The sequence below is a fragment of the Seonamhaeicola sp. S2-3 genome, assembly GCF_001971785.1.
Lineage (GTDB): Bacteria > Bacteroidota > Bacteroidia > Flavobacteriales > Flavobacteriaceae > Seonamhaeicola.
On record NZ_CP019389.1, the window covers coordinates 2,340,812 to 2,365,560 of the forward strand.

Consider the following 24,749-nt stretch of genomic DNA (forward strand, 5'->3'; position numbering starts at 1 on the left):
ATAAAAAGTATGTCCGCATTCGGGATATTGGGTGCAACATATCCATTATTATCTGCTTGTTCAGGAAAAAATAGTTCAGAATATTTAAACGAAAAAATTACTAAAATTGAAATATTTCGATATGATATTAATATACCTCGCTATTTTTCTTGGGGTACATGGCATAACCGTCAGCATTTATTCATAAAAATATCGGCGGGAGATTTTTATGGTTGGACAGAAACGCCCGCATCAAAAAATAATCCCAATTATCAGCCTACAGAATGGGTTAAATATCTAGAAAAATTTAAAGGTTTAACCTTGGGTGAAGCCCAAAAACGATTAGCGTCAGAACAAGTTTTAGGATCTAAACGATCTTTAAAAATGCTAGAATCTTTAGATATGGCACTTTTGGATTTATCAGGAAGACTTCAAAATAAATCTGCTGTAGAACTATTAAGATTAAAAGGAACAAATCCCGTTCCTGGCTTGTACTGCATATTAGATAAAGACGAAAATAAGGTAAGAAAAGAAGCCGAAAAAAGCATTGAGCAGAACTTAGGGCATCATCTAAAATTCAAAATGTATGGCGATGAAAAAGTGGACCTGAAACTTCTCAAAACCATTAGAGATGTTTTAGGAGATGAAGCTGTAGTAATTTCAGATGTAAATAAAGGCTATAAAAAGTGGAAATCTTTAGATGAATTAAAATCCATTTTAAATCGTTTTAAAGCTAATGGATTAAATGCTATTGAAGACCCTGCACATTTGAAAACAGAACAATGGATACAATTGCAAGAAATGGTGGGAGATTTAACTCTAATTCCAGATGCGCCGATGCGTCCCGCTTGGAAAGGGATCAACACCATGCAAAAAGGCATGGGACACATTTATAATTTGCATCCCTCTACGATGGGAAGTTTAACCCACACAGCAAAATTAGCGCATAAAGTAAAGGAAATAGGTGCAAAAGTAATGATTGGTGATGATAGTTTGGTTGGTCCAGCTTGTTCTGCTTGGCAACAAATAGCGATAGGTGTTGGAGCCACTTGGGTAGAAGCGATTGAGAAAAAAGAAGATTCTAAAACCTATTTAGAATGTTTGCAAAGCGCAGCTACAAAAAAGGAGTCTAATGGATATTATTCCTTTAAACCAGTACCGGGCTTTGGTTTAGAAATAGATGTCAACCGATTAAAAAAGGTAAGTAAATTATACGTTGAAATATAGAAATTGAAAGACAAATTAAAATGATAAAAGTAGGATTATTTGGAATAGGTTTAGATACCTATTGGCCACAATTTGAAGGCTTGTTAGAACGTTTAGAAGGGTATCAACAACAAATAGCCGATAAAATGGAGGGTTTTGGTGCTGAGGTTGTAAATGTTGGTTTGGTGGATTCGCCAATTGTAGCTAGAGAAAAGGCACAAGTGTTAAAAACGGAAGATGTCGATATTCTTTTTTTATATGTCTCAACTTACGCTTTATCATCCACGGTTTTACCTGTGGTACAAAAAGTAAAATGTCCTATAGTGATATTAAACATACAACCTTTCGCAGCCATAGATTACGAGAGTTTCAATGCATTAGGTGATAGAGGTAAAATGACAGGCGAATGGTTAGCACATTGTCAGGCTTGTTCCGTTCCAGAGTTGGCAAATGTATTTAATCGCTCTGGTATTGATTATGAGTTTGTAACAGGGTATCTCGATGAACAAGCTGTTTGGGATGAAATTCAAGATTGGATAGATGCCACTCGAGTAGCCTCGGTAATGAACAATAATCGCCTGGGGGTTTTAGGACATTATTATGCTGGTATGTTAGATGTGTACTCCGATTTAACCAAACAATCTTCAGCTTTTGGTACGCACATAGAAATAGTTGAAATGTGCGAAGTGAAAAAATATCGCGATGCGGTTACTTCAGCTGAAATAGAAGAAAAAATAGAAGAGTTTAAATCGACTTTTGAAGTGGTAGACGCATGCGAGGAAGCCGAATTGATTCGTGCCGCAAAAACATCCATAGCCTTAGATAAATTGGTGAAAAATCATAACTTAGGGTCAATGGCATATTATTATGAAGGTGAAACTGCTAATGAATACGAGAATATTGTAACCTCTGTCATTGCAGGAAACACTTTATTAACGGGTAAAAATGTACCAGTTGCAGGAGAGTACGAAGTAAAGAACGCCCAAGCCATGAAAATTATGGATGCTTTTGGAGTTGGTGGTTCCTTTTCTGAGTTTTATGCCATGGATTTTAATGATGATATCGTGATGTTAGGACACGATGGGCCTGCACATTTTGCTATTGCAGAAGGGAATGTACAATTGGTGCCTTTACCAGTTTACCATGGAAAACCAGGCAAAGGCTTGTCTATCCAAATGACAGTAAAACATGGTCCTGTAACTTTATTATCGGTTGTAGAAGGAAAAGATGATGTGTTTTTATTAGTGGCAGAAGGCGAATCTGTAGAAGGTCCAATATTACAAATAGGGAATACCAATAGCCGTTACCGTTTTTCAATTGGTGCCAGAGCATTTATGAATGAATGGTCTAAACAAGGGCCATCTCATCACTGTGCTATTGGTGTGGGGCATATTGCTAATAAAATTGAAAAATTAGGTAATATTTTAAATTTACGGGTAGTTCGTATTTGTTAATTTAATCTAAGATTAAAAATAAACATTTAAAAAAAGGCTTAACTCATGTTCTAGTATAATGCGTTAAGCTTTTTTGCTCAAAATGGTGGTTTAATAGCAAAAAAGGGTTGCTAATAACGTTGCTCATGTAATTAGTTTTGTGTTTTATTAATTATAGCGTTGAAAAACATGTTTAAGTTAAATGGTTATAAAAATTAGTGACCATTTAAATACATTATTAATTTTTAGAAAAAACTAGCAACTAAAACTATATGAAGACCCTAAAATTCCTTAATAATTATTCAAAATCGAAATGTCAAATTTATATCTTCAGCTTTATATTTCTTGCTTTTAGTTCTTGTCAAGAAAAAGAAGAAGTTAGTATTTTTGAAAATCCCTTTCCACAGATTGAAGAACTTTCCATTAATTCGGACAATTGCATTCTAGAAAAACGACATTTATGGGTGTCAAACGAAATTCAGACCATAAATCCTGATTTTGAAGGTATAGGTGGAATAACCAAAATTTATAGTCCCCCTTTAAATTTATCGCCATTTCAAATGGGTGTGAAATTTTTCGGAAAAAAAATTAAAACAGAATACTATAATTGGAAACCAGGAGAGATCATACAATATTCAGAAATAAATGGGATTAAAATAAAATGTCTCCTCGTTCCTACGAATTCAACAAAAACCGTCTTGGTTTACGAGCTTTCAAACCCACAAGAGGAAGATATTGCAGTACCAATTAAGATAAGTGCTGAGCCCTACCTGTCAAATTATGATAGCCTTTGGATATGGGCGCCTCGTGATGCCAAAAGTAAAGCTGTTTTAGCCCCCACGTCTTTAGAGAATGAATTGTTATTTAAATCTGATGATGGTAAAATAAAAATTTCGACTGATAATATCGATGTTCAAAAAATCAACAATAGTATTGAAAGTAATGTAACTGTAAAGTCTGGGGCAAATAAACAATTTACAGTAGTGGTTTCATATACAGGTAAAAATCAATTAAACGAATCCAACATGCAGGTTCGTGATGATATTCGGGAAGCTAGAGAGCGTTGGAATGCGAGATTAACTCAAGCCTATGATAATTTGGGGCATATAAAATCTTCGAATCCAGAATTCGATTTATTTTATAAACGCGGAATTCTAAGTTTGCTTAGCGTTGAGTGGAACAAAGATGAATTATTACTTCAGCCTTATTTTGCAGAATCGGGTATTGACGGAGGAGCAATGTGCTCATATTTGTGGGGATATGCATATATTTCGAAGATTATGCCAATTTATAACCGTCAGGCATGGAAAAATCAAATTATTCAAGGTATTAAAACAGATGCCAAAAGTCACTATGCTTTTACTCCAATAACCGGAGAAGGTATTGGTCCATGGTATTCATATAATCAATATTCTGCTATTCGTACAATTTACGATTATGTTCTTATTTCTGGTGACCGTGCCTTCCTTTCTGAAAAGATTAACAATAAAACAGTAATAGATTATTGTATTGATCAGGCTCTATTTAAAGATGATATTACTAAGCATGTTGGACTTGTTGATTATGGTTCAAATCATAATTTGTTAGAACTCAAAAAAACAGACCGTTATCAACATTTCGTTCCCAGTCCTAATGCCGAACGATGTTGGTCGTACAGGGCTGTTGATGAACTTTGTGATTGGGCAAAAGTACCTTCTCTCAATCTATCTTCGCGTGCCAATGCGTTATCAAAGCTATTAACAGAAAAATTATGGTCGGACGAGGAACAATGGTTTTTAACGCTTGATACGTCAGGTCAACGTCAATTTTTCCCCTCTGTTCAAATATTCGATATGTTAAGGTGTAATGTATTATCTAAAGATCAAGAGCAAAAAATTCTTAGTCATCTTAACGAAAAGGAGTTCTTATAGCAGTTTGGCGTGCATAGTTTATCAAAGCTCGATCCAGCTTACGATCTTAATGATGCTGATTGGGGCGGACCGGGAGTTTATGCAGGTGATGCTCCTGAATTAGTTGAGGATTTATATTTATCGGGTCATCCAGATATGGCCGAAAATGTATTAAGCAGGATATTGTGGTGGGGGAAGCATTTTCCTTATTACCCTCAGGCCATCATTGCAGATGATATTGATTATCGTCGAAACGGACGTGCTAATATAATAGCCGGAATTACTTCAACACAATCCATTCTTTTTGGTTTATTGGGATTAGAATATACAGCAAGAGGAGAGGTGCTTATAAAACCAAATAAAACAGATTTGTTTACGGAATTTGAACTGAAAGGACTGAAAATAAAAGATAAAAAAGTGGATATTTACATGAATAATAATTCTGTATTAGTGAAATCAAACGAAGCTAAAGTTCAAAAAACTGTGATTGGCGAAAGCATGTACCTTCATAAGAATTAAGGTTTATAGACTTGCTTAAAATAGGTTAAGGTGTTTTAAAATTGAAACTGAAGAAGTTTATAAGTACGCAGTTAGTTTTTTAGTGAAAAATCTGTTAATCTCATGAGATTAAAAAAATTAAAAGAGAAAAAACATTTATTTAAAATGATGTTAAGTTGTATTGGATTAATATTATTTAGCTTAAATATGTTTTCTCAAGAAACTACGGTTGATAGTTTACATGAAGATATTTATTTGAATGCTGTAAAATTAGAGCTTCAAAAAAAATGGCCGGAGAATAAGACTATAAATCTTGTTTTTCACGGACATAGTGTGCCTTCAGGATATTTTAAAACACCCAACGTTAATACCTTATCTGCATACCCTCAGTTGGTTTTAAAAAAGTTAAAAGCTAAATATCCATATGCCGTTATTAATTCGATTACAACCAGTATTGGTGGCGAAAATTCGGTTGAAGGAGCGAAAAGATTTAAAGACGAGGTTTTAAACCATAAGCCCGATGTACTGTTTATAGACTATGGATTAAATGATAGAAGAGTAAGCTTAGATAAAGCAAAACAGGCTTGGAAATACATGATAGAATTAGCCTTAAAACAAAATATTCCAGTTATTCTGTTAACACCCTCTCCAGATTATACTGTAGATTATACAAATCCGAAAAACATACTAAAAAAACACACAAACCAAATCAAATTACTGTCCAAAACATACAATATTGGTTTAGTAGACAGTTACAAGGCTTTTGAGTTTTTGTATGATGACATAGAAACATTAAAAAGTTATATGGCACAGGGCAATCATCCCAATGAAAAGGGGCATGAGTTAATCGCTAATGAAATAATAAAATATTTCCAATAGCTTTTTTTAATGTCATACGCGCTTGTTAAGCAAACTATAAACACTACATAAAAGCGAAAATGTATTGGTAATAAGCAGAAGTGTTATTATCGTTTATTTTTTTAGATTTTAATAGATGCACAATATGGAGGTCTAATAGCAAAATTAGGCTATATATTGAGAGTTTATGTCTTTATTTTTGTTTTTTAATTTAAGCTAAATTTAATAGAATTAATGTTGTATTACAAGAGTTTTAAAGAACTAAAAGCCATTGCACATAAAGAGTTGTTTCCTGCTTTGGTAGGTGATGTTTTAGATAAAATGGGGTATTTGCACCAATTCTTACCAGCAAGTATAAAACCTATAGATTCAAAATTGGTTGTATTTGGTAAGGCAATGCCAGTACTAGAAGCAGATTTTTTTGGAGAACAGTTAGAAAAGTCATCAAATAGCTATATCAATAAGCCATTTGGAATTATGTTCGAGGCGCTAGATAGTCTAAAAGAAGATGAAGTGTATATCTGTACAGGGGCTTCATTGCGTTATGCGTTGTGGGGCGGTTTAATGAGTACTAGAGCCATGAAATTGAAAGCTTCTGGAGCAATTTTACATGGATATTCTAGAGATACCAATGAAGTATTAAGATTAGGATTCCCTGTTTTTAGCATGGGAACCTATGCACAGGACCAAGGGCCAAGAGGCAAGGTGGTTGATTATAGGGTACCTATTGAAATAGGAAAGGTAAGAATTAATCCTGGAGATATTTTGTATGGAGATTTAGATGGAGTTGTTGTTGTACCAAAGGAAATTCAAGATGAAGTTTTTATAAAAGCTTTAGAAAAGGCAAGAGGTGAGAAAACTGTGCTTAAAGCACTTCAAAATGGCATGAGTACGGTAGATGCTTTTGAGAAGTATGGAATCATGTAATAGTAAATAGCATTTATAAAAATAATTATAGCAATGAACATTTTTAGTTTACAAGGAAAAAAGACATTAGTAACGGGTGGAGGCAGTGGCATCGGATTTGGTATTGCCAAAATATTTATTAAGGCTGGTGCAGAAGTTTTAATCGTTGGAAGAAATGAAGACAAACTTAAAGACGCTAAAGCTGAATTAGGCGAAAAGTGTACGTACATCTCTTTTGATGTTTCTAATTTAGATGAAATACCAGATTTTGTTGACAATTTAGAAACCAATTGGGGTGCTTTGGATGTCTTGGTGAATTGTGCCGGAACACATTTAAAAAAGAGTGCCGTAGAAACCACAGATAGTGATTTTTTAAGTGTTTTAAATGTGCATTTAATGAGTGTTTTTGCACTTACTAGAGAGTTTGCCAAGCGTATGATAGAAAGAAAACAAGGCTCAATTATTCTTATTAGTTCCATGACAGCCGTTATGGGAATGAAACAAGTAGTAGCCTATTCAACCGCTAAAACAGCTGTTGTGGGATTAATGCGAAGTTTGGTAGCAGAACTAGCTGTTGATAATGTTAGAGTAAACACTATTGCACCTGGATGGATAGAAACACCAATGCTTCATAAAGCTATCGATCATGATTTACCAAGAAAAACTAAAATTCTAGCTAGAATACCTGCTGAAAACTTTGGACAGCCAGACGATATCGGTTACGCAGCACTGTATTTAGCTTCTGATGCTTCTAAATATGTAAATGGCGTTTTTTTACCTATAGATGGCGGTGCTGCTGGTGGCTTTTAAATATAACCTAAACTTTTATTATGACTAATGTTGTTGGAAAAACTTTAAAAAACAAAGATTCTAAAATAAGGTGGATTATAGTTGCGTTATTATTTTTTGCAACAACCATTAATTATATAGATAGACAGGTTATAGGGCTGTTAAAACCCTTTATAGAAAAGGATTTACATTGGACGGAGGCCGATTACGGCTACATCGTTACGGCTTTTCAAATAGCATATGCCGTGGGACTATTAATTAGTGGGCGGATGTTGGATAAATTAGGTTCTAGACTAGGTTATACGGTCGCGATTATAATATGGAGTGTCGGTGCTGTTTTGCATGCTTTTGTACATTCTGTTTTAGGCTTTGGTATTGTAAGGTCTATTTTAGGTGTTGGCGAAGCAGCTAATTTTCCTGCGGCAGTAAAAACAGTGGCCGAATGGTTTCCTAAAAAAGAACGTGCATTGGCAACAGGTATTTTCAATTCAGGGTCAAATATAGGAGCTATTGTAGCACCTATTATTGTTGCTGGAATTACATTATCTTTAAATTGGAAATGGGCCTTTGTAATTACTGGAGCTTTAGGGTTTATATGGATTCTTTTTTGGCTATTAATTTACAGAACACCGCAAAATCATAAAAAAGTATCAGAAGCAGAATTAGAGCATATTCTTTCAGACAATGAATTTGAAAGCGATACATCAGCAGCTGTACCACATGTTACTTGGCGGTCACTATTTAAATATAAGCAAACTTACGCTATTTGCTTAGCTCGTTTTATTACCGATTGGGTTTGGTGGTTTTTTCTATTCTGGACCCCCGATTTTTTGAATAAAACCCAAGATATAGATCTTAAATCGGCTATTATGCCACTTATTATTATTTATTCTATGGCTAGTTTTGGGGGTGTTGTTGGAGGTGGATTATCTTCTAGGTTTATTAATTTAGGAAAGAGTATTGATTATGCACGAAAAACGGCTATTTTAATTTGTGCCATCTTCGTTTTACCATTAATTTTTGCATCTTATTTTAAAAACCTTTGGGTTGTGGTTATTATTATAGGTTTTGCAACAGCGGCACATCAAGGTTGGGCCTCTAATATTTTTACCGTTGTATCAGATATTTACCCTAAAAAAACAGTTGCAACTATGGTAGGTTTATCTGGTTTTACAGGGGCAATAGGTGGTGCTTTGGCAGCATCGTTTGTTGGATTGGTTTTAGATATTAGTGGAAGTTATACACTTATTTTTGTAATAGCCAGCACAATGTACTTATTGGCTTGGGTTATTTTAAAACTAATGATTCCACAAATAAAACCTCTAGAAATATAATATGAAAAATTTTATACAGCTACATAAAGACGATACTATAGTTGTTGCGTTACAAACTTTTAACGCTGGTGATGTTATTACCATTGGAGACACTAAGATAATAGTAAAAGAAACCATAGAATTTGGGCATAAAATAGCAATAAAACCAATGGCAAAAGGAAATAAAATAATAAAATATGGATTATCAATAGGTAGCGCCACCAAAGATATTCTTCTAGGGGAACATGTACATAGTCATAATTTGAAAACGGATTATGTTTTGAGTAAAGGAAAATAGCAATAGCATTCATACTACTTTTAATTGAATTAAAAACATTACTATAAGCAAAAAACGGTTTCAAGTAAAGGTTAAATATATCGCTAGATAACTATTATTGGGTTATCGTATTCGACAGAAGAATAGTTAATGAAAAACAACAGTATAGATAAATGAAAGGGTTTTTAAGAAAGGACGGAAGAAAAGGAATTAGAAATGTTATTGTAGTAGCATATTTGGTAGAATGCGCACATCATGTAGCCAGACAAATTGTTACAGATTTTTCAGGAGAAGATGTGCATTTAATAGGTTTTAGCGGTTGTGCTCCAAATGATTATGTCCAAAAAATGATGGAAAACATTTGTACACATCCCAACGTAGGGGCGGTACTTTTAGTTTCTCTAGGATGTGAGAACTTTAATAGGAATAAACTATCAAAACACATTTTAACAAGTGGAAGGTTTGTTGAAAAATTAGTGATTCAAGACCATGGAGGTACGTTGAGTTCTGTTGAAAAAGGAAAGTCTATTTTAGAGACATTCAAATCTCAATTAAAAACTGTAGAGCGAGTAGATTTTAAAATATCAGACCTTATGGTTGGTACTATTTGTGGTGGTTCAGACGCTACTAGCGGATTTACCGCTAACCCTTCCATAGGAAAAGCATTTGACACCTTGGTAGCAGAAGGTGCTACTTGCATATTTGAAGAACCAGGAGAACTTTTGGGGTGTGAACATTTAATGGCTCAAAGAGCTGAAAATAAACAGGTTGGTGTGCAGTTGGTTGATTGTATTAAAAAAGCGAATAACTACTATAAAGCCATGGGGCATGATAGTTTTTCAGCAGGAAATGCTGTAGGTGGATTAACCACTATCGAAGAAAAATCATTAGGCGCATACTCAAAAAGTGGAAGTTTGCCTATAAAAGCGCTAATAAAACCCGGGGAAATACCAGAAGAATCTGGTTTATATTTTATGGATGTAGTTCCAGATGGCGAGGCTTTATGGGGGTTTCCTAATATAAACGATAATTCTGAAATAGTTGAAATGATAGCAAGCGGATGCCATATTATTCTATTCTCTACTGGACGTGGCTCTGTTGTTGGATCTGCAGTGTCTCCGGTAATTAAGGTGTGTGGAAATCCTAAAACATTTGAAAATCTATCAGGAGATATGGATATTAATTCTGGTAAAATAATTTCAAACGGAGCTTCTTTAGAAGCGCTTGGTGCTGAAATAATAGCATTAATAAAAAAGGTAATACAAGGTAAGAAAACAAAGTCAGAGCAACTAGGTCATCAAGAATTTAGTTTGGGGTATAAGTATTTTCATTATGGTAAAAAAAACTGTGAAATGTGATACTGCTATAATACTTAAATATTCTGTTTTCTCCATTTAAGGGGGGGTGTGCCTTCAATAGAAGAAAACCACCTACTTACATGGCTTACATCTTCAAAACCAAGATGAAATGCAATTTCTTTAACAGATAACTTTTGATTGGTTAATAAGGTTTTAAACTTTTTTATTTTCTGAAATTGAATTTCTTCTAAAATAGTTCGATTTGTAGTTTTTTTAAATCTGGTGTATAAACTTCTTCTACTTATATTTGTTTCGGCTACAACATTTTCTACAGTTAAATTTCTATGGGTATTGGTTCTTATAAAGTTAAGAGCTTTAATAACCTCCTTGTCGTTACTGGCAATAGTATCCGTTGAGCCTCGCTCAATAACACTTAGTGGTTCTGTTGGGATTATATAGTTATCTACATTTAAGTGATTCATCATATTGTTTAAAACTTTGCAAGCGTTAAAGGCTGCAGCAGAATGATTTCTTGCAATACTTGATAATTGGGGGTGTACTACACTGCATAATAATTCGTCATTGTCTACTCCTAAAATGGCAACCTCATACGGTATTCTTAATTTAGCCATAGAACAGGCATTTATTAATATAATACCTAAATCATCATTACAGCAAAATATACCAATAGGTTTGGGTAGTAATTGAAGCCAAGAAACAATGTGCTTTAAATTATGATTAATATCTTTCTTTTTTTTTGGAGTATAGTTGTAAACATTAATGTTTAGCTTTTGTGCATGTTTTTCAAAACTCTTAAGTCGCCCGTCCGACCATTTAACATTATTTATACCAAAAAAAGCGGTGTTTTTAAACCCTTTAGATGAAAAGTATTCTAGTGCTATTTTTCCATCTGCATCATAATTCCCTTTAAGAAAAGGTGTATTGTTTGTCTTATTTATAGAACTTGTTAATACCATAGGAATCCCTAATTCGGTAATTTTTTTTGCACCTTTTAGATTTTCAATAATACATCCATCTGGTTTTATTTCAGATATGAGTTTTATAAGATTATCGTTTTTTGATGTTTTTAAATAATAAGAAGGTTCAAATATAATTTCCCATTTAGAAAATTGATTGTTGTAATTGTATATCCCTTTTAATATATCCCTTCCAAAGCCACGGCCAGATTCTAATTGAACAAATACTTTTTTCATTAAATAATCATAATTTGATGCTATATTTTGTAAATGTAGCAATAAAAGATGGTTTATGCACAATATGGCGTTAAAATGTAATAAATAGGCTAAGCTAAAAAATCTCTATAATGTAATATTGTATTAACATAAAATACATCAATATATTATTGGATCAAAATGCAAGCATACAAAAAAAATGACGGACTAATTAAAGATAATTTTTTGTTGCACTCAGAAATGGCTGCGCGTTTATATCATGATTATGCTAAGGAACTTCCAATTATAGATTATCACAATCATTTACCTCCAGAATTAGTTGCCAACAATCATCAATTCGATAATTGTTCGCAGGTATGGTTGGCTGGCGATCATTACAAGTGGAGAGCCATGCGTGCCTTGGGGATAAACGAAGATTATATCACAGGAAAAGCATCAGATTTTGATAAGTTTCAAAAATGGGGTGAAACAGTACCTTATACTTTGCGAAATCCTTTATACCATTGGAGCCATTTAGAGTTACAACGTTATTTTGGTATACAAGAACTTCTAACAGGTGATAATGCCGCTGATATTTATCAAGAAACTCAAAAGCAATTACAACAAAACACCCATAGTACAAGGGGTCTGTTAGCTCTTCAAAATGTTGAGGTTATTTGTACAACCGAAGATCCTATTGATGATTTAAGACATCATAAAGATTTGAAAAAACAAGATGTTACCTTAAAAATGTCTACAGCTTTTAGGCCCGATAAGTCAATGGCAATAGAAGACACCCAATCTTATTTGGAGTATTTAGAAACGCTCGAAACGGTTTCAGGAAAAACCATTTTAAATGTTGATGATTTAATGGCGGTTCTCGATGATAGAATAACCTATTTTCATGATAACGGTTGCCGTTTGGCAGATCACGGTCTAGAATTTTTACCTTATTACCAAACCGGTGTTTATGACATTCAAACCATATTTAATAAAATAAAAAACCACAAGTTACTTTCTCAAGATGAGGTGCAATATTATAAATGTGAAATATTAAAACACCTTTGTAAAACTTACCACAAAAAGGGCTGGGTACAACAATTTCATTTAGGGGCTTTAAGAAGTGTAAATTCTAGAATGTTGAAACTAAGAGGAAGAGATTCCGGTTGGGATTCTATAGGAGATTTTGAGCAAGCCAAATCATTGGGCCAATTTTTAGACTACTTGGACAGTACCGACCAATTAACAAAAACAATATTGTATAACCTAAATCCTGCCGATAATGAAGTTATGGCAACCATGATTGGTAATTTCAATGATGGTAGTGTAAAAGGAAAAATCCAGTTTGGTTCAGGATGGTGGTTTTTAGATCAAAAAGATGGCATGGAAAAACAAATGAATGCCTTATCAAATATGGGGTTACTAAGTTGTTTTGTAGGAATGCTTACAGACTCCAGAAGCTTTATGTCGTTTCCAAGGCATGAATACTTTAGAAGGGTACTTTGTAATTTAATTGGTAATGATGTTCTAAATGGAGAACTACCTGCCGATGAAAAATGGCTTGGTAAAATTGTAGAAGATATATCTTACCATAACGCTAAGGAATATTTTAATTTTTAAAAATCTATTATGAGATAAGAGAAGGTGCTTATTGAATTTAGTGAAAGAAAAAAAGGAGCGAAGCCAAATATTTTGCGGTAAATGAACTTCACTCCAATGTATTGTAATAATTAAACTAATGTCTAACTAAAACTAATTAAATTTATGAAAATTAATTGTAATGAAGCTCCTTTCAGTAAAAGAAAGTTGAGATTGATTTCGATATTAAGAATTTTAATATTTTTATTATCCACCACTGTATTTAGTTTACCGCTTAATACATCGATAATAGTAAATAAGCTAGAACTTACAACTCTTAAAAAAAATGATGTTATGTCATTTCAAGATGGGGTTATTTCTGGTACAGTAAAAGACGCTTCAGGAGTACCTTTGCCTGGAGCAAATATTATAGAAAAAGGAACATCAAATGGTAGCCAAACAGATTTTGATGGTAACTTTACTATTAAAGTTTCGAGTTCAAATGCCGTAATTATAGTTTCTTATATAGGATATGAAACACAGGAAATTAATGTTCAGAATAAAACAAATATATCGGTTGTATTAGAAGAAAATACCGCTGCTTTAGATGAGGTAGTAGTTGTTGGTTATGGTACTACTAAAAAAGTAAATTTAACGGGAGCCATTGGTGTTGCCAAAGGCGAAGTGCTTGAAAATAGACCAATTTCATCTGTAGGGCAAGGGCTTCAAGGGGTTATTCCAGGTTTAAATATAACACCTCAAAATGGCGATCCTACATCTGGAGCCGATTTTAATATTAGAGGTTTTGAATCTATTAACGGAGGCTCTCCTTTAATTTTAGTTGATAATGTACCTATGGATTTAAATCAAATTAACCCGAATGATATAGAAAGTATTTCTGTGTTAAAGGATGCTTCTGCGTCTGCTATTTATGGTGCTCGTGCTGCATTTGGAGTTATTTTGGTAACCACCAAAAAAGGGAAAATTGGAAAAGTGAAAATTACATTAAGTACAGAGCAAACAGTAACATCTCCTATTTTTTTAGTAGACCCTATAACCAATCCGTATACTTATATGAAGAACCAGAACGACATTGCTGCTCTAAACGGACAAGGGTTGCCGTATAATGAAATAAGGTTGGCAGATGCGTTGGCTTATTCCCAAAATCCAACGTTAGAAAATGAATGGTCGGTTAGAGATAATACGCTATTCTATAATGGATTTAATGATTATCAGGACAAAGTGATTACAGACCAATCTTTTCAAAAAAAGTACGACTTATCGGTTTCAGGAGCTAGTGAAGATGCGTCATATTATGCTTCTTTTGGGTACCTTGGAAAAAAAGGATATTTGGCTAATGATGCTAAAAATCAAAAATTTGAGCGTTTCAATGCCTTGCTAAGAGCAGATTTTAAAATTAATGATTGGTTTAGTTTAGACTCCAAGGTTATATACACTAATACCAGTAATAATGTACCTCATAATTATGGTTTTAACGTATCTATTAATTCTGTAAATAGAATGGTTCCTATAGAGCCACTAGAGTTTCCAGATCTAGAATTTTATAACACCCCAGGAGATCGTGCCGATTTTGAATCATATATTGGTAAAGCTTTTAATAATTTAAATACCTTACCTTATATTGAACAAGGTTCTCGTGATAAATGGAACAAACATGATATTTGGCTTAAGCAAGGATTGACGCTAACCCCGTTTGACGGCTTTGTCTTGAAAAGTGACTTCTCATATAACACGTTTTTTCAATCTACCGAAAATGTAGCGAGTAAAATATCTCTTATTAATACAGGAGAGATTACTAGAATTAATGGTATAAATTTAACCAATTTAGCTTTTGGTGAAGGTCTTAGTGCTAATGATCAAATAATTAATAGAACCCAATATAATCAATATTTTGTTTTTAATATTTTTGGAGAATATACCTATGATAAATTAGAAGATCATACTTTTAAAGTACTGGCGGGTTTTAACCAAGAAGAATTAAGAACGAGAAGGTTACTAGGAAGTGCTTTTTCATTAATTACTCCAGGAATTACAGATTTGAATGCCACAACAGGAACACAAGAGGTTCAAGGTGGTAGAATCCATTCTGCATTAAGAGGGGCTTTTTTTAGATTCAACTACGATTATAAAGGGAAATATCTTTTAGAAGTAAATGGACGTTATGATGGTACCAGCCGTTTTCCAAAAGCAGATAGGTTTGGTTTTTTTCCATCATTTTCAGCAGGATGGAGAATATCAGAAGAATCCTTTATGTCTAGTACGTCTCATTGGTTAAGTAATTTGAAGTTGAGAGCTTCTTACGGGGAGTTGGGAAATCAAATTTATACCCAAAATGGAAATCAAAACTACTACCCATATGTACCATCTTTAAATTCAGGTACCTCAGATTTTAATTTTGGACAAGGATTAATTCCTATTGTTACAGCGGCAGGTTTGGTGAGCCCTACATTAACTTGGGAGTCTGTAAATACCAGAAATATAGGAGTAGATGCTTCCTTATTTAATAATAAACTAGCATTGACTGCCGATATATTTGTTCGCGAAACAACAGATATGCTATTAAGAGTAAATTTACCAGATATTTTAGGAGCAGCAGAACCTTTGGAAAACGGAGCCGATTTAAAAACAAATGGCTGGGAAATTTCAGTAAACTGGAGAGACAAAATAGACGAAAATTGGAACTATAGTCTTGGGTTTAATTTAGCCGATAATCAAACTAAAATAACCAAATATGCTGGTGAAAACCCAAATGTTAATGGTTTTTATGAAGGAAAAAATATTGGTGAAATTTGGGGCTTCGAAAGTGTAGGATTGTTTGAATCGGATGCCGCTGCAGCAGATGCGCCCAGTCAGGCTGCAATTGACGGCGGTTTATGGCAGGCAGGTGATATACAGTATGCCGATCTTAATGGCGATGGTAAAATTGATAGAGGTACTCAAACTTTAAATACAGAAACAGGCGAGTATGATACAGGAGACCTTAAAGTTATAGGTAATACTTCGCCTAGGTATAGTGTTGGTTTTACACCTCGAATAGAATATAAAGGACTGTCTATGAGTATGTTTTTTCAAGGTGTTTTAAAAAGAGATTATTATCCAGATACAGGAACACATGCTCCGTTTTGGCCATATAATGGCGATTTAGTCACTAAAGACCATCTTGAAAATTCATGGTCTCCTAACAATACCAATGCTTATTTTGCTAGACCTAGATTACAAAACGTTAAAAATATACAACCTCAAACGCGCTATCTTCAAAATGCGGCTTATGTTAGGTTAAAAAATGTAACGTTAAATTATAATCTACCTCAAGATTTAGTTAATAATTGGGGGATAAAAAATGCAGCTATTTACTTGTCTGGTGAAAACTTAGGAACTATTACTAATTTACGTAATACACTAGATCCAGAGCAGATTAATAGCGATATTGATGCCGATCAAAATAATAATTCAAACGGATTAACGCAACAATATTATTTTGAACGTGCATTAAGTTTAGGTTTAAGAGTAACTTTTTAATTAAAAAAACAATGGAAAATAAAAATAATATAATTGCAGTATTACTAATATTGACTTTAACTCTTTTCAATTGTAATGATGAATTTTTAGAACGTTACCCTTTGGATGAATTGAGTAATGAAACGTTCTGGAAAACAGAAAATGATTTAGCCGTATATAACAATAGTATTTACGATTTAACTAAAGACGACCGAAATTCAACTGTTTTATTCGGTCATGCTACTAAATTTCCTAGTGTATCTACAAGCTATCAATATGTAGATTGTTTTACAGATAATATAGCTCCTGCTAATGCTAGAGGAAGACTTAATCGTTATAAAGATGTTCGTGCCGGAATTCATATACCCGAAGGTGTTCAAACATATGGATACAAAGGATGGGACTTATTAAGAGCCATTAATGTTGGGCTTGATAATATGGCTACCTCTCCAGTTGAACAAGAAGTAAAAGATAAATATATTGCCGAAGCCAGAATGTTTCGAGCATGGTTCTATTATGATAAAGTATCTAAGTTTGGCGATGTTCAATGGGTAGACCATGAAGTCAAAACCAATGAAGATGATATATTATACGGCACTAGAGATTCTAGAGAGTTTGTTATGGAGAAAGTATTGGAAGATATCAATTTTGCGGTAGATAACCTACCCACAAGTTGGGGGGATGGTGCTGCACCAGGTCGTTTAGATCATTGGGATGCACTCGCCTTAAAGTCAAGACTTTGTTTGTTTGAAGGTACTTGGAGAAAATATCATGGCGGTACCGATGCCAACATGTGGCTTCAGGAAGCCGCAAGTGCCTCAAAAAACCTTATTGAAAATGGAGGATATTCCCTTTATACTAGTAACAATCCGCTTATGGATTATAATGCCTCACACCGCCAGTTGAATGATTTATCTGGAAATCCAGAAATTATCCATTGGGTAAAATATGAAGCCGGAGTAAGAACCAATAACGTTGTACAATATTATTTATATTACTCAGGAGGTATGACAAAAGATGCTATTGATGATTATCTGTGTGATGATGGATTACCTCTAGCGCTTTCTAATCGTGATCTTGAGAACACACAAATAGAGGATGTTTTTGTTAATCGTGATCCACGTTTAAGGCAAACGGTATTGCACCCTCAAGATAGAGATGTTTACGAGTACGATCAAGGTAATCAAGTCTCTTTTCCAAGATTGATTGGTATGTCTGGTTTTGAAGAAGGATCGACTACAGGCTATCATATTATTAAGTTTTATAACGCTATCGATCATGCTTTAGGTTATAATAACCACGAAACACCTGCTATTGTTTTTAGGTTGGGTGAAATTTATTTGAATTATGCAGAAGCAATGGCCGAATTAGGAACGATTACTCAGGCAGATTTAGACCTGACCATTAATAAATTACGAGATAGAGTAAACATGCCACATCTTACACTAAATCCTCCAATGGATCCTAAATATGCAGCCGATGGTGTTTCGTCTTTAATAGTTGAAATAAGAAGAGAGCGTCGTATTGAGTTGTTTAGCGAAGGCTTCCGTTATGACGATTTAAGACGTTGGAAACAAGGAAAAAAATTAGAAAAGAAAAGTTACGGTATGCTTTGGGATAATGCAGCTATAGCAAGATTTCCTGGAGCAAATGTGCAAACTGAAATGATAAATGGAAAACCATATATTGATGTATACAAAGGAACACCATGGGCCAACCCAGTGTTTGATGAAAGCAAACATTATTTATGGCCTATACCACTAAGTGCACTAGGGCAAAATCCTGAATTAGGACAAAATCCTGGATGGGAACAATAAAGTTTAACATAATTTGAGTTAGTAGTTTGTCGTTAAAAGCCCAAAATTCTATTTAAATAAATTGAGGGCTTTTAAATTTTATGCATATAGTTTACTTAGAGCATGAAACATGTATCGTTTAATCTATTAAGTACAATAACGACAACTGAAATAATAAATAGCAGTCATCAATAAGTAGGTGTTTAAATGAACTTATAGTTGTACTTGAAAATAACGAAATGATATAATTTTATTTTTTTAAAGCTACATAAACTAAATAATGACATATATAAAATACATTAATTGAAAAATAAGAAAATAAACGGTGTTATGGTTAAACGGAGTTTAATAAGAATTAAGTTATTTTTATTCGTAGTTGCGCTATCATTAAATATTAGCGCGCAACAAAAAACATATCTCTCAGGAGAAGATGCGTCCACAGCGGTAAACTGGGAGTTTAAAATAAATAACGGACGCAATAGTGGGTTTTGGACCACCATCCCGGTACCTTCTAACTGGGAGGCCGAAGGATTTGGGTACTACCTTTATGGATTAGATAAGATGGAAAAGCGAAATTCTACCTCCGATATTGCAGATTATCGTCATGAGTTTAGTTTTGATAAGAAATCGGGGAAACGATATTTTATAGTTTTTCAAGGTTCAATGACGGATACAAAGGTGGTACTAAACAAAAAAGAAGTAGGCTTGCATCAAGGTGGGCATACCCAGTTTAAATTTGAAATCACAGAACAGCTTCAACAAGGCAATAATGTTTTAGAAGTCAATGTCAATAATTCTTCATCAAATGCCTCCATTGTAGAAGCCGAACGCTATGCCGATTATTGGATGTTCAGTGGTATTTATCGTCCAGTATATATTGAAGAGGTACCCAATGAATATATTGAGCGTGTTGCTATAGATGCGCAAATGAACGGAGACTTTAAAATGCATGTTTTTACAGCAGGTATAGAAAGCGCAAAAACAGTACGTGCGCAAATCTATAATGCTAATCATGAAAAAGTTGGAAAGGCTTTTGGAGCAAAGATTGGTGCTGATTTTACAGAGCTTAAAGCTCATATTGATGGAATTAAACCATGGTCTCACGAGTTTCCAAATTTGTATACGGTTGAAGTTGAATTGAAAAACGAAAAACAAGTTTTACACAGCTACACTCAGAAATTTGGATTTAGAACCTTTGAGGTGAGAGATCACGATGGGTTTTATCTTAACGGAAAACGCCTTTTACTAAAAGGGGCAAGTATGCACAGTATACGCCCTGAAACAGGTCGCGCACTCTCCAAAACCGATATGGAAGAAAACGTGCATTTTATGAAAGACCTAAATTTCAATTTTGTACGTTCTGTTTGCTATCCTGCAGATGAGTATTTTTTTGAGTTATGTGATTCCCTTGGGCTGCTGGTGTTAGATGAATTACCAGGTTGGTGGAGACCTTTGGACAAAAAAGTAGGACCCAAGATTCTGAAAGAGTTGGTGGTACGCGATGTCAACCACCCAAGTGTTATCCTTTGGGGAAATGGAAACCATATGGCGCATACACCAGAGTTTGATTCTTTATTTGCCAAGTGGGATATTCAAAAAAGAAGACCATTAAAAAACGAAGCAAAATCGAATGATATATTTGCTAATTATAATCCAGAATGGGACATCGTGAACACCACATATTACCCAGACTATGCAACGGTAAAAAAGAATTTATTTGAAGAGAATCATATTTATCTACCTAACGAAACCCTACATGCTCTTTATGATGGTGGCGGTGCAGCCAACCTTAAAACCTATTGGGATATGTTTGAAAAATCTAAAGTAGGAGGTGGTATTACCATATGGGCATTATATGATGAAGGCTTTATGCGTAACGATATGGAGTATACCGTAGATACTCAAGGAAATAAAGCTCCTGACGGTATTGCGGGACCTAGCGGAGAGAAAAAAGGGAGTAGTGATGCGGTGCGAGAAATTTGGTCGCCAGTAGTAATAGCCAATGATAAATTAAATGCCGATTTTAATGGCTCCTTGAGTGTGCACAATAAATTCACATTTGCCAATCTTAACCAATGTAAAATCGTTTGGAAACTGATTGATTTTGCAAACCCAGATGCAGGTTCAAACGGACATAGAACCATAGCCAAAGGGGAAATTAATGCTGATATTAAAGCAGGTGAAAAGGGAATCTTACAAATAGAAGACCTCCCAGAATCTTTTATTGATAACGATGCATTGGCGATTGAAGTTTACGATATGCAAGGGCGTTTGGTGTATGATAAACGCATGCCTATTACACAACCTAAAAATAGTTTTAGAGTAGCGTCTCATAAACCTTTTGTACAAGACGCTAAAGATGCCTTTACATTTCATAATGGAAAAATCACCTTGCGTTTCGATGAAAATAGTGGTGTGTTATCTCGTGTCTTTAAAAAGCAAAAACCTACCAGTTTGAGGAATTTTCCTTTTTTAACTTTTAAAGCAGATACTGTTGCAACAAAGAATAATACAGAAGTAGCCTCCAAGGCGAAAATTACAAAAACAGGTGATGCATTTATCATAGAAGCTAACCATTCTAAAGGTTTCGATTACTTAAAATGGACATTAAAATCTAACGGGGAAATAGCATTGGATTATGCCTATACCTTAGCAAGCGGAAAATATCACTATGCGGGGATAGGTATAGAAGTAAATTCAAAAAACGTTTTACGCAAAAGGTGGTTAGGTGAAGGGCCTTGGCGTATATGGCAAAACCGTACCCAAGGTGGTGTTCTTGATGTCTATGCTGTAGACAAAAAAGTAAATATTCCAGGGCAGGTCTATAACGGTCCAGAATTTGAAGGCAATTTTGCACCATGGAATTGGGTAGTGTTTTATTTGAATAATCGACTCAATCTTGGTTTTGAAAATAAGACCGATGTGACTTTAGGAGTATTAAATCCAGTGAATGGTTTTATGCCAAAATATGCCAGTTGGCACTACCCAGAGCAAGAAGGCTTTTACTTTTTTGATGTTATTTCTCCAGTAGGGTCTAAATGGAAGCCAGCTAAAGTGTTTGGTCCCGATGCGCAACCTGTGCATATTGATAAACAAATTAAAGGTTCGGTATCTATGTTTATCGATTGGAATAGAATGGAAGAAGGTATTAAGCGTGTAGATGTAGAAGTAGAATAATTAATTGTTTAAAAGGATGCTCAAACACCACAGGATAATAAACATGTTTAAATCATTTATTTTTGTTAATAAGAAATTAAAAAAAACAGTTTATTGGAAATGTCTTATGCGTTGTTGGTGAGTTTAATCTTAGCAAGCTCACGTATAAAGCTTTCAATAAAGAGAAAACATATACAAGAAATTTTATAAAATTATCAAGTTATTTCATTTTAATATGCTTCAAAAGAAATATTTTATTACAACTTTATTAGTGTTAGTACTTTGCTTGCAATCGTGTTTTATGATGGCGCAAAGCAAGGTTTATCTATCTGGTCAGGGACCAAAAACAGCAATCGATTGGGAGTTTAAAATATCCGATGGTAGAAATAGTGGGTTTTGGACAACCATTCCTGTACCATCTAATTGGGAGACTGAAGGTTTTGGTTATTATATGTATGGTATGGATAAAATGGAGAAACGCATCCCGCCAGTAGGGAACTACCGTTATAATTTTAAATATAAAAAACTAAATGCTAAGCGCTATTTTATCGTTTTTCAGGGCTCTATGACTGATACCAAAGTGCGCTTAAATGGTAAGGAGGTAGGCTTTCATCAAGGCGGGTTTACCCAGTTTAAATTTGAAGTGACTTCACACTTGAAAGATGGGGATAATATTCTGGAAGTTGAGGTTAATAGTTCATCTTCTAATGAATCTATTGTCGCAGCAGAACGTTACGCCGATTTTTGGATGTTTAGTGGCATTTTTCGTCCCGTTTTTATTAAAGAAGAACCGGTAGAGTTTATAGAACGCGTGGCTATTGATGCTCAAATGACAGGTGCTTTTAAAATGGATGTTTATGCAAATGGCGTTGAAAAAGGACGTAAAATAACGGCTCAAATATATGATGCCAACCATAATAAAGTTGGTAAAGCAATTAAAGCCAATATTAAAGGAGACAGCATTCAAGTGCAAACGCAGTTAGACGATATTGCTCTTTGGTCACACGAGTTTCCAAACCTATACTCTGTAGTTATTCAATTGCTTGATAAAAAAAAGGTATTACACACGTATCAACAAAAGTTTGGTTTCAGAACATTTGAAGTACGTCCACATGATGGTTTTTATTTAAACGGAAAGCGCCTATTACTAAAGGCGGCCAATATGCATAGTTTTCGTCCTGAAACAGGAAGAACACTTTCAAAAGAAGATATGCTTGAAACCTTCAAGCTTATGCAGGATATGAATTTTAACACGGTACGACCATGTCATTATCCGCCAGATGCGTACTTCTTTGAGTTGTGTGATTCGCTAGGGATGTTAGCCATGGACGAATCTACCGGATGGGTGAAACCTCTAGATACGCCAGTAGGAACAAAAATAGTAAAAGAGATTATTGAGAGGGATGTAAATCATCCATCAATTGTGTTATGGAGTAATGGTAACCATAATGCTCATAATCCTAATTTGAATGCAGTGTTCAAAAAATGGGATATTCAAAAAAGGGAAGTTTTAAAAAATTCACCTAAAAAGGCAGGTCATATTAAAAATGCCTTTAACCCAGCAGAGAATAGCGTGAATACTACTTACTATCCTAGCTATAAAGATGTCAAAGAACGCTTATTTGATAAGAATGACATTTACCTACCTAATGAAACACTCCACGCATTATACGATGGTGGCGGTGGGGCCAACCTGAAAACTTATTGGGATTTGTTTGAAAAATCTAAAGTAGGTGGAGGTATTACAATTTGGGCGCTTTATGACGAAGGCTTGTTACGCACTGATAAGGGGTATACAGTGGATAATCAATATAGTAAAGCTTCCGATGGTATTGTTGGGCCACATGGCGAAAAAGATGGTAGTTTCTACGCTATTCGAGAAATTTGGTCTCCAGTTGTTATTGAAGATACTTTAGTAGATTCAAATTTTTCAGGAGCATTAAGGGTTCATAATAAGTTTTTATTTACCAATCTTAATCAATGCAAAATTGAATGGAAACTTATCAATTTTTCAAACCCAGACGGCACTAGTAATGGTCACAGGACAGTAGCCTCAGGAACCGTAAATGCAAACATTAAAGCGGGAGAAAAAGGAAAGATTGCTCTAGATTTACCTGAAACTTATAAGGATACAGATGCGCTAGCTATTCAAGTTTACGATACCAAGGGTGTTTTGGTTTACGATAAACGTTTACCAATTAAGAGCTCAAAGCGCCCAATGTTTAGAGCAGCAGAACATGTTCCTTTTGTAAGGGCAGAAGAGGATGCTTATAGTTTTAAACGTCATGGACTTACTTTGAGTTTTGACCCTACCACGGGTGTATTACTATCGGTAAAAGACAAAGGCAAAAAGACGAGCCTATCTAACTTTCCTTTCTTAACCTACGAATCGGTAAATAAAACACTTCAAAATGAGCTAAAACAAACAACTACGATAAGTTGTTCAAAAGTAGGTGATACTTGGTTTATTGAAGCAAAAGGCACCAACGGTTTTGATTACATAAAATGGAACTTGAAACCCAATGGTGAAATTTTATTGGACTACGCATATACTCTAGCAACGGGAAAATACAACTACGCAGGTATTGGAATTGAAGTAGATGCAGATGATGTACTACGTAAGCGTTGGTTGGGTGAGGGACCTGAGCGTATCTGGAAGAACCGTCTCGAAGGTGGTGTGTTGGATGTGTATTTTAACGAAAAACAAGTAAATATACCAGGATTAGTTTACAATCCACCGGCTTTTGAAGGCTGTTTTGCACCATGGAACTGGGCTGTGTTTTATCTTAACGATTATGTAAATGTAGCTTTTAAAAATCAAACAGAGGTCGTATTGGGTGTCCTGAATCCTGTAAACGGTAAAGGTCATAAATATGCCAATTGGAGCTACCCAAATAAAGAAGGTTTTTTCTTTTTTGACTATATCTCTGCGGTTGGTTCAAAGTGGAAGAAAGCAACGGAATTTGGTCCTGATGCACAACCTAGCGTAATTGATGGGCAAGTAAAAGGTTCTGTGTCTATGTTTATTAATTGGAATAAACCCACAGTAAAAGCAAAAAGAGTAGATTTTGAGTTGGAATAA

The 24,749-nt window shown here is 34.5% G+C and carries 16 protein-coding genes; 15 read left to right on the plus strand and 1 reads right to left on the minus strand.

Features of this window, described 5'->3' with window-relative positions:
* Window positions 1–9: 9 nt before the first annotated feature.
* The 10 genes from BWZ22_RS10325 (at window position 10) to BWZ22_RS10370 (ending at window position 10,506) form a co-directional block, all read left to right on the plus strand.
* On the plus strand, window positions 10–1,206 hold the full coding sequence (locus BWZ22_RS10325) for a mandelate racemase/muconate lactonizing enzyme family protein (protein ID WP_198027595.1): 1,197 nt from the start codon (window positions 10–12) through the stop codon (window positions 1,204–1,206).
* Between the two features lie 20 nt (window positions 1,207–1,226).
* Window positions 1,227–2,639, plus strand: coding sequence for an L-fucose/L-arabinose isomerase family protein (locus BWZ22_RS10330; protein WP_076699830.1), 1,413 nt, complete (start codon window positions 1,227–1,229; stop codon window positions 2,637–2,639).
* A 251-nt stretch (window positions 2,640–2,890) separates the two neighbouring features.
* Window positions 2,891–4,528 (plus strand): hypothetical protein, encoded by a 1,638-nt coding sequence (locus BWZ22_RS10335; RefSeq protein WP_076699831.1) that lies wholly within the window; start codon window positions 2,891–2,893, stop codon window positions 4,526–4,528.
* Window positions 4,529–4,537: 9 nt separating this feature from the next.
* Entirely contained in the window at window positions 4,538–5,026 is a 489-nt protein-coding gene (locus BWZ22_RS10340) for a hypothetical protein (protein WP_076699833.1), read from the plus strand.
* 102 nt (window positions 5,027–5,128) lie between these two features.
* The gene (locus BWZ22_RS10345) at window positions 5,129–5,884 is read left to right on the plus strand and encodes a GDSL-type esterase/lipase family protein (protein WP_076699834.1); all 756 of its coding nucleotides are present in this window, start codon (window positions 5,129–5,131) and stop codon (window positions 5,882–5,884) included.
* A 213-nt stretch (window positions 5,885–6,097) separates the two neighbouring features.
* Window positions 6,098–6,790 (plus strand): RraA family protein, encoded by a 693-nt coding sequence (locus BWZ22_RS10350; RefSeq protein ID WP_076699836.1) that lies wholly within the window; start codon window positions 6,098–6,100, stop codon window positions 6,788–6,790.
* A 33-nt stretch (window positions 6,791–6,823) separates the two neighbouring features.
* Window positions 6,824–7,579: an SDR family NAD(P)-dependent oxidoreductase gene (locus BWZ22_RS10355; RefSeq protein WP_076699837.1), complete on the plus strand. Its 756-nt coding sequence runs from the start codon at window positions 6,824–6,826 to the stop codon at window positions 7,577–7,579.
* 20 nt (window positions 7,580–7,599) lie between these two features.
* Window positions 7,600–8,892: an MFS transporter gene (locus tag BWZ22_RS10360; RefSeq protein WP_076699839.1), complete on the plus strand. Its 1,293-nt coding sequence runs from the start codon at window positions 7,600–7,602 to the stop codon at window positions 8,890–8,892.
* A 1-nt stretch (window position 8,893) separates the two neighbouring features.
* Entirely contained in the window at window positions 8,894–9,169 is a 276-nt protein-coding gene (locus BWZ22_RS10365) for a UxaA family hydrolase (protein WP_076699840.1), read from the plus strand.
* A 152-nt stretch (window positions 9,170–9,321) separates the two neighbouring features.
* The gene (locus BWZ22_RS10370) at window positions 9,322–10,506 is read left to right on the plus strand and encodes a UxaA family hydrolase (RefSeq protein ID WP_076699842.1); all 1,185 of its coding nucleotides are present in this window, start codon (window positions 9,322–9,324) and stop codon (window positions 10,504–10,506) included.
* A 14-nt stretch (window positions 10,507–10,520) separates the two neighbouring features.
* Here the strand turns inward: BWZ22_RS10370 and BWZ22_RS10375 are convergent, their stop codons facing one another.
* Window positions 10,521–11,702, minus strand: coding sequence for a DNA-binding transcriptional regulator (locus BWZ22_RS10375; RefSeq protein WP_198027596.1), 1,182 nt, complete (start codon window positions 11,700–11,702; stop codon window positions 10,521–10,523).
* Between the two features lie 117 nt (window positions 11,703–11,819).
* Between BWZ22_RS10375 and uxaC the strand changes: the two genes are divergently transcribed.
* The 5 genes from uxaC (at window position 11,820) to BWZ22_RS10400 (ending at window position 24,749) form a co-directional block, all read left to right on the plus strand.
* Window positions 11,820–13,238 carry a glucuronate isomerase gene (gene uxaC, locus BWZ22_RS10380; RefSeq protein ID WP_076699845.1) on the plus strand — a complete coding sequence of 473 codons (1,419 nt, stop codon included), beginning with the start codon at window positions 11,820–11,822 and terminating at the stop codon, window positions 13,236–13,238.
* A gap of 312 nt (window positions 13,239–13,550) precedes the next feature.
* Window positions 13,551–16,736 carry a TonB-dependent receptor gene (locus tag BWZ22_RS10385; protein ID WP_083692290.1) on the plus strand — a complete coding sequence of 1,062 codons (3,186 nt, stop codon included), beginning with the start codon at window positions 13,551–13,553 and terminating at the stop codon, window positions 16,734–16,736.
* 11 nt (window positions 16,737–16,747) lie between these two features.
* On the plus strand, window positions 16,748–18,532 hold the full coding sequence (locus tag BWZ22_RS10390; RefSeq protein WP_083692292.1) for a RagB/SusD family nutrient uptake outer membrane protein: 1,785 nt from the start codon (window positions 16,748–16,750) through the stop codon (window positions 18,530–18,532).
* Between the two features lie 282 nt (window positions 18,533–18,814).
* Window positions 18,815–21,688: a glycoside hydrolase family 2 TIM barrel-domain containing protein gene (locus tag BWZ22_RS10395; protein WP_157607950.1), complete on the plus strand. Its 2,874-nt coding sequence runs from the start codon at window positions 18,815–18,817 to the stop codon at window positions 21,686–21,688.
* Between the two features lie 280 nt (window positions 21,689–21,968).
* Window positions 21,969–24,749 (plus strand): glycoside hydrolase family 2 TIM barrel-domain containing protein, encoded by a 2,781-nt coding sequence (locus tag BWZ22_RS10400; RefSeq protein ID WP_198027597.1) that lies wholly within the window; start codon window positions 21,969–21,971, stop codon window positions 24,747–24,749.

What these genes read in the sequence shown, in the direction of transcription:
- BWZ22_RS10345 (WP_076699834.1), top strand. Translation starts at nt 5,129, where the DNA reads ATGAGATTAAAAAAATTAAAAGAGAAAAAACATTTATTTAAAATGATG.
- uxaC (WP_076699845.1), top strand. Translation starts at nt 11,820, where the DNA reads ATGCAAGCATACAAAAAAAATGACGGACTAATTAAAGATAATTTTTTG.
- BWZ22_RS10400 (WP_198027597.1), top strand. Translation starts at nt 21,969, where the DNA reads ATGATGGCGCAAAGCAAGGTTTATCTATCTGGTCAGGGACCAAAAACA.
- BWZ22_RS10355 (WP_076699837.1), top strand. Translation starts at nt 6,824, where the DNA reads ATGAACATTTTTAGTTTACAAGGAAAAAAGACATTAGTAACGGGTGGA.
- BWZ22_RS10390 (WP_083692292.1), top strand. Translation starts at nt 16,748, where the DNA reads ATGGAAAATAAAAATAATATAATTGCAGTATTACTAATATTGACTTTA.
- BWZ22_RS10325 (WP_198027595.1), top strand. Translation starts at nt 10, where the DNA reads ATGTCCGCATTCGGGATATTGGGTGCAACATATCCATTATTATCTGCT.
- BWZ22_RS10330 (WP_076699830.1), top strand. Translation starts at nt 1,227, where the DNA reads ATGATAAAAGTAGGATTATTTGGAATAGGTTTAGATACCTATTGGCCA.
- BWZ22_RS10335 (WP_076699831.1), top strand. Translation starts at nt 2,891, where the DNA reads ATGAAGACCCTAAAATTCCTTAATAATTATTCAAAATCGAAATGTCAA.
- BWZ22_RS10365 (WP_076699840.1), top strand. Translation starts at nt 8,894, where the DNA reads ATGAAAAATTTTATACAGCTACATAAAGACGATACTATAGTTGTTGCG.
- BWZ22_RS10385 (WP_083692290.1), top strand. Translation starts at nt 13,551, where the DNA reads ATGTCATTTCAAGATGGGGTTATTTCTGGTACAGTAAAAGACGCTTCA.
- BWZ22_RS10350 (WP_076699836.1), top strand. Translation starts at nt 6,098, where the DNA reads ATGTTGTATTACAAGAGTTTTAAAGAACTAAAAGCCATTGCACATAAA.
- BWZ22_RS10360 (WP_076699839.1), top strand. Translation starts at nt 7,600, where the DNA reads ATGACTAATGTTGTTGGAAAAACTTTAAAAAACAAAGATTCTAAAATA.
- BWZ22_RS10370 (WP_076699842.1), top strand. Translation starts at nt 9,322, where the DNA reads ATGAAAGGGTTTTTAAGAAAGGACGGAAGAAAAGGAATTAGAAATGTT.